Source organism: Rhizobium sp. CFBP 13726 (assembly GCF_014841925.1).
GTDB classification, from domain to species: domain Bacteria; phylum Pseudomonadota; class Alphaproteobacteria; order Rhizobiales; family Rhizobiaceae; genus Neorhizobium; species Neorhizobium soli.
On record NZ_JACYUU010000012.1, the window covers coordinates 1 to 5740 of the forward strand.

Sequence of the window (5740 nt, forward strand, 5' to 3'; positions counted from 1 at the left end):
GTGGTTGAGCTTAAGCTTCCAAACAACACTTACCTAGAATTTTTCATGATGGGCGGCCAACCTTCCTTGGCAGAGGTCCAAGCATGTTGGGAATATGAGGGAACTTAAAACGGTGGTAACGTCCGCTTAGGGGCAATTACAGCCCCTTTATTCGGGTGCGCTCCGTAACCGCTCAGAACAGAAAAACGCCGGCATCGAGGGCCGCCATCTTCACGTCATGCAGAAGGATGCTGTCGCCGTTCAGGCCATCGATGTAAACGTCGTGGCCGACCTGCTTCATATGATGCTGGACCAGGTCCTTGTAGTCGATGATGCTGCCAAGACCGGTGAGGTCGAGGATGTCGTGCTTCGAGCCGTTCGCGACAAAATCGGTGATCGTGTCCCTGCCATCCTTGGTGGCAAACACGAACTGGTCGGCGCCCGCGCCGCCGGTCAGGGTATCGGCGCCGCCATGGCCCCAGATGATATCGTTGCCCGCCTTGCCGTCGATGACGTTCTTGCCGCTATTGCCGTGAAGCTGGTTGGCCAGCGCATTGCCGGTGGCGTTGATGGCCGAAGCGCCGTCCAGCGTCAGGTTCTCGAAATTGTTGCCCAGCGTGAACGACACCGCCGATTTGACGAGGTCGGTGCCGCCGCCGGTATTTTCGGAAAGCTTGATCTTCGCGTCGCTGATAACATAGACGTCGTTGCCGTTGCCGCCATAGATCGTGCCGTTGACCTTGCCGCCGGTGCCGTCGAAATAGTCATTGCCATTGCCCAGCTTGATGTCGCCGGTGATGGTGCCCTTGTTGAAGAGCGAATCGGCGCTGTTGCCGCCCAGGAATGCGGTGCCCGCCGATTTGATCAGGCCGTTGTTTTGCAGCGCCGCTTTGCTCGCACCCGAAAAATCGATCGTCGCCAGAGATGCCTGCGTGCCTGTGATCGTACCGTCATTGGTCACGGTTTCATCGGCGCCACCGACCTGGATGCCGCCCGCCGCCGCCATGGTCTTGTTGTTGGTGATGATCGTATCGTCGGCCGAGACGGCAATCGCATAGCCGGAGGCCTTGATCAGGCCGTTATTGGTGATCTTGCCGTGATCTCCGGTGAGCGTCATGGCGTTCTTCAAAGCGGTGATCTCGCCGCTATTGGTGATGATCGCCGCAGCGCCGGTCGCCGTGATCGCGCCGCCCTTCATCGAGATGACCGTGCCGTCATTGGTGATGACAGCATTGGATCCGGACGATGCGATGGTGGTCCCGGTGCCGGTCGCGGTGCCGTGATTGGTCAAAACCGCCGATTTGCCGCTGGACACGATCGCCGAGCCCTTGTCGGAGCGTAACTCGCCATTGTTGGTGAGAATGGCCGAGGCGCCGCGCAGTTGCACCACATCCAGCGCCGCATGCGTGGTGCCGTGATTGATGATTTCCGCGTTGCTGCCGGACACGGCGATGCCGATACCGGCAGAGGATTCGATCAGGCCGGTATTGACGATTGTCGTCGCCGTTGCAGCAACTGCGATCGCGGTCAGGCGTGCCGCCACCGTGCCGTCATTGATGAGCTCCAGTCCGCCGCTGTCGATCTTCAGGCCGTAGTCCTGGCCGTTGACCACGCCGGACGCGCTGACCACGAACTGGCTTTGGCTGTCGGTCACCGCGGTTGTGCCGAACTGGAAGGCATAGCTGGAAGCGGAAAGCACCGTGCCGTTTATGTAGAAGTCGCGCAGCGTTGCCGGGCCGGTCGCCAGAATGGCGGTCGCGGCTGTGCTCAGCGTCACCCCTTTGTTGAGGATAAACTCGCTGCCGGTCTCAAGAACCTTCACCGGAGCGGTGCTGTTCCTGCTGATCACGATCTTTTCGGTCATCTGCCCATCATGTTCAGCGTCATCGGCTTGGTTTCGTTGTCTCTACGGCAGACCCGCCTCCTTTGCTAGTCGCCACGACGATCTCATCGAGCTTTTCGACAGCGCAGCAACAGTATGAGGAGAAAGGCGTTCATGTCCGCTTCGGCCAAAAGCCGCTCTCGTCACTTCGCACCATTTGCAGTTATTGACACTCCTTCGAAACCAACTCAGGCTGGAGCGGAAGGGGTACCATGTCTGGCAAATTAACAATGAGGGCCGTCAGAGACGATAACGCGAGGCGCGTCAGCGTTTATCTGCGTCCGGACGGCAAATACGTATACGTTGAAGAAGTAATCTCTGAGTGGGATGACTGTCCGCCATCGTGGCTCGAAGGACGTCCCTCCGGCATCTTCGAGAGCGACCAGGCTGCCATGGCAGATGCCCGGCTCACAATTGAATGGATGCGGACTCCATCAGACCAAGATGACTGCTTCACCGATGTTGACGCTCCGCTACGGAATTGGCGCCCGATCGGTGTTAGCGAGTATGCCCTTATCATGCATTTGCTCAGGGAGAAATTTGAGGGGCGTGCAGCAATCCTAGAACAAATGAAGTCGCTGGAGGTGATGCGGGTCGGGAGATGGATTTTGATGCTCTGGAGTGAGGGGCCGCTGGCCGTGGTGAAAGAGAGTGATACCCCATCCCGACGGCCGAACGACCGCATACCAGTCGAAGGTTTTTACGACGACGCGATCGATGGAACCGCGGGGCTCATACGCGTTGGAGCCCTAGTCAGGGTCGCTGTACACGTGACCAACGGAAAGCTTTCCGAACTCGAAATATACAAGGAGAATGGAAAGCCTATCGTGATCGACCCCTATGAGATCGATCTGTCGAGAGTGCATTTCTATTGAGCGGCACCTGCGCCGGGGCATCGAGCTCTGTTTTGTAACGACGATAGGGCTGGATGGCGACCTCGGTAGCTCTGAGCCAATTGAAAGACATAGCCTCAAATCGACTATTGCTTCTCCGGTCGTCCCGGCATGAAGGCTATCGCAATCTTTTTGGCCCTTACGAAGCCGTCCAGTCCATAGCAGGGAAGCAATTCAATCTCGATGTCACCCTCCTCCTCGGGCAAAGCGTAATAACTGGCACGGCCCCTATCCGTCGCTTGTTAAAGCACAAGACCTGCGATGACGTTTTGGCTGCTGAAACCATCCAATTGAAGGTCCATGATGCCCGTGAACTTGAAGGTCACAACCGCATGCTTGTCCAGCACGATGTAGCCTCGCGGATCAACTTCATCAGTCATGATCCAGCCATGGACCTTTAACTCACTGACCCCGCTACGGTTGAGCGATAGGCTGACAATCTCGGCATCATGAAAGGTCGGGGGCTGCCCGAACCATGCCAAAAGTTCATCACCTCCAACCAAACTTGAGTAATTCATGTCGCCTCCCCGGACGTCGCATGCTGTAACGCCATCAACCCAAAGAGGCCTAATCTATGTCCAGATCTCGCCTGATGACCGCTTTGGGCCAAAAGGCGACGTTGATTGCTTACGCCAAAAGCGGTCGTTGCAGGTTCAGCTGCATCAAGCTAACAAGGATCGATACACAACCTCTATCGTCCGCCCGCTCACCAATGGCGCAGCCACGATTAAAACTGAAGTCAGGGTTAAGAGGTTGCTGGAATTGAAGGCTGACATAATCGTGGCAATTTTTGCCGGGAAGACCTTCGAGATTGAAATGGATCGGAGTGAAACTCGTAGAAGTGAGTCCTCGGATGACGCAGACATTTGGCTCCAGCTCGCAATCGGACCCAAGGACGCCGATTGGACAGAAACATTTTCAGTTAGGGTCGTGACCCCAAACAGGGTGCCTCCCAGAAGCGATGAGACAAGGACAATTCGCGTTCATTCGTACTCGCGCGATATCCTTGTGGACTACCTGCGTACCGCCATCTCGGCTTGCGAGCGCGACACATGGGATGATTGCTTGGAGGCGCTACGAGCAAAGTTTCTTTGGGAGTGGGACACACCAAATGCACGGAAGTCAAAGTGCTAGCGACCGACCTACGCGATGACCGGTTAGCGCTATTAGGAGACACTGCTTTCGCCGCCATGTACTTCCAACGATTCGGGGGGCAGGATTTACAGTTGGGCTACGTCGAGCTGGGAAATTTCCGCGATCTACTTTAACTGCACAGATGATCGTGAGGGCCGATAGGCGACTATGCCGCCATCAAATTCGTTCTGGGCCAAATTCGGACATTTACACGTCATACTCCGGCTTGTCGAAGTCATCAGGCTTTTTGGGTTTAGTCTCCTCTATCACAATCTGATTTACTTCAACGTAATAGAAGCTCCCAAAGACCTTTTCGCTGGAATGCGGAGGCAGTTCATCAAAAGACCATGTGCTGGTGATCTTCCTAAGACCAAAGACGGATGCACACAGGGCTGCCGCATATATGGAAATACCGCTGAAAAGGCCGCTGACGCCGCAGTTTTCGAGCAACCAATGCCCTATCGGTATCGCTCGGGTGAGGCTTGCAAAGCCGACGAACAAAAACGAATAGAGGGCAGCTTGCGCAAGACGGTAACGGGTGGGCATTGATGCGCTTTTGAAATTTCCAAGACTTCAACGGTAGCCTTAGCAGTTTAAAAATCAGTTGTGAACATCGGCGCAAATGAGTAGCTTAGTGGCCACTTCGGGCCAAAACCTGTCACGGCGAAACACCCACGTCACCAATCCATGAAAGCTCTTCACTCACTAACCATCGATAAGCTTGAATGATCAGCGGTCACCTGCCAGACGCTCGGCTGCTTTGCGCCAACTGCGGACTTTCACCACGAGCGCGCATTTACATTGCAATGATTGTTAATCCTCGATGCCCCGACCTCGGGTCATGAACACTTCCAGCGCATTTTGTGCAAACGGCTGAATACGGCTTGGCCAGCCCGTTGCAATAAGCTCATCTTCAGTCACCAGCAGCGGAGTGGCATCGCACGCGTCGCGCATCAGGACCAGGACCGCTGTAGCGACCTCTACTTCATCTTGGGACATTGCTGACGGGGGTTTGTAAACGCCCTCATCGGGAAACCAATCGAAAAAACAGTTGAAGTATTCTGCGGAACCAAACCGCCGGACGGTCTCGTTGCCGTCCGCAAGAAGTTCCAACACGTTGATGCAGCGATTTCGCAACCGCTGAGATAGTAGGCATTCTGGAATGGGGTTGCTGGTCATAAGCTGTTTGAACAAATTATGTCGATTTGCGCCATACCAGATTGCTTCCTGATGGCAGCTTTGGGCCGAAAGCCGACCTCGGCAGCTTTGCGCCAGAGGCGGTCGTTGCCTCCATTCAACCCTTATGGTTTCATGGGTGGTGCGATACCAAGGTCGATAACGAAGCCGCGTCGCTACGGAGAACAAGCATGCGTTTCTCAGAAGAGACACTTTGGGACCACATCAACGATGGGTGGAGCCGCATGTCATTCAAGCAGCGAAACCTATGGGATGCAATCAAGCGATCGCCTGAAGAGTGGGACTTGAAAGGCTACGGCCCATTTTGGGTTGTCGCTATTATCGGTGAAACAGTTATTTACTACAACCATTTCGAATACGGTTTCAACCGATCCTCTTGGACCGCCTTCGGGTTTATTGATCAGTTCCAATCGTTGCAATTTGAACTGGAGCAAGCCGTTCAGGTCCAGCTTGATATTATAAACTCCGGGTACGACGTGGGACCTCGATCAAGCGGTCCAATCGCCGGGGAGTACCTTGGAAAACAAAGCGGTCGCTAGATCGCAAAGGCGCTTCACAATGTCAGCCTCTGCCCAATTGCGGTCGCCCACAGACTTCGATAGCAGACGTATATGCTTCCCTCTATTTCACATTATGGTGTCGTAAGAAGATGCGA

The 5740-nt window shown here is 54.9% G+C and carries 7 protein-coding genes; 3 read left to right on the plus strand and 4 right to left on the minus strand.

Annotation, left to right across the window (positions count from 1 at the left end; genetic code table 11):
- Window positions 1–172: 172 nt before the first annotated feature.
- The gene (locus IFT66_RS23240; RefSeq protein WP_192079127.1) at window positions 173–1843 is read right to left on the minus strand and encodes a hypothetical protein; all 1671 of its coding nucleotides are present in this window, start codon (window positions 1841–1843) and stop codon (window positions 173–175) included.
- A 230-nt stretch (window positions 1844–2073) separates the two neighbouring features.
- Here IFT66_RS23240 and IFT66_RS23245 point away from each other — a divergent pair, with 230 nt between their 5' ends.
- A complete protein-coding gene (locus IFT66_RS23245) occupies window positions 2074–2736 on the plus strand; it encodes a hypothetical protein (protein ID WP_249406578.1) in 663 nt (220 codons plus the stop codon).
- A 260-nt stretch (window positions 2737–2996) separates the two neighbouring features.
- Here the strand turns inward: IFT66_RS23245 and IFT66_RS23675 are convergent, their stop codons facing one another.
- Window positions 2997–3272 carry an Imm50 family immunity protein gene (locus IFT66_RS23675; protein ID WP_249406579.1) on the minus strand — a complete coding sequence of 92 codons (276 nt, stop codon included), beginning with the start codon at window positions 3270–3272 and terminating at the stop codon, window positions 2997–2999.
- Between the two features lie 298 nt (window positions 3273–3570).
- On the opposite strand from IFT66_RS23675, the gene IFT66_RS24000 reads away from it, so the two are divergent.
- Window positions 3571–3888, plus strand: coding sequence for an Imm8 family immunity protein (locus IFT66_RS24000; RefSeq protein ID WP_446737958.1), 318 nt, complete (start codon window positions 3571–3573; stop codon window positions 3886–3888).
- Window positions 3889–4095: 207 nt separating this feature from the next.
- Here IFT66_RS24000 and IFT66_RS23260 read toward each other — a convergent pair whose 3' ends face one another.
- Both IFT66_RS23260 and IFT66_RS23265 read right to left on the minus strand, forming a co-directional pair.
- Window positions 4096–4434, minus strand: coding sequence for a hypothetical protein (locus tag IFT66_RS23260; RefSeq protein ID WP_192079129.1), 339 nt, complete (start codon window positions 4432–4434; stop codon window positions 4096–4098).
- 267 nt (window positions 4435–4701) lie between these two features.
- Window positions 4702–5067, minus strand: coding sequence for a hypothetical protein (locus tag IFT66_RS23265; RefSeq protein WP_192079130.1), 366 nt, complete (start codon window positions 5065–5067; stop codon window positions 4702–4704).
- 188 nt (window positions 5068–5255) lie between these two features.
- On the opposite strand from IFT66_RS23265, the gene IFT66_RS23270 reads away from it, so the two are divergent.
- Window positions 5256–5624 (plus strand): hypothetical protein, encoded by a 369-nt coding sequence (locus IFT66_RS23270; protein WP_192079131.1) that lies wholly within the window; start codon window positions 5256–5258, stop codon window positions 5622–5624.
- The last annotated feature ends 116 nt before the right edge of the window (window positions 5625–5740 follow it).

What these genes read in the sequence shown, in the direction of transcription:
- IFT66_RS23240 (WP_192079127.1), bottom strand. Translation starts at nt 1,843, where the DNA reads ATGACCGAAAAGATCGTGATCAGCAGGAACAGCACCGCTCCGGTGAAG.
- IFT66_RS23245 (WP_249406578.1), top strand. Translation starts at nt 2,074, where the DNA reads ATGTCTGGCAAATTAACAATGAGGGCCGTCAGAGACGATAACGCGAGG.
- IFT66_RS23675 (WP_249406579.1), bottom strand. Translation starts at nt 3,272, where the DNA reads ATGAATTACTCAAGTTTGGTTGGAGGTGATGAACTTTTGGCATGGTTC.
- IFT66_RS24000 (WP_446737958.1), top strand. Translation starts at nt 3,571, where the DNA reads ATGGATCGGAGTGAAACTCGTAGAAGTGAGTCCTCGGATGACGCAGAC.
- IFT66_RS23260 (WP_192079129.1), bottom strand. Translation starts at nt 4,434, where the DNA reads ATGCCCACCCGTTACCGTCTTGCGCAAGCTGCCCTCTATTCGTTTTTG.
- IFT66_RS23265 (WP_192079130.1), bottom strand. Translation starts at nt 5,067, where the DNA reads ATGACCAGCAACCCCATTCCAGAATGCCTACTATCTCAGCGGTTGCGA.
- IFT66_RS23270 (WP_192079131.1), top strand. Translation starts at nt 5,256, where the DNA reads ATGCGTTTCTCAGAAGAGACACTTTGGGACCACATCAACGATGGGTGG.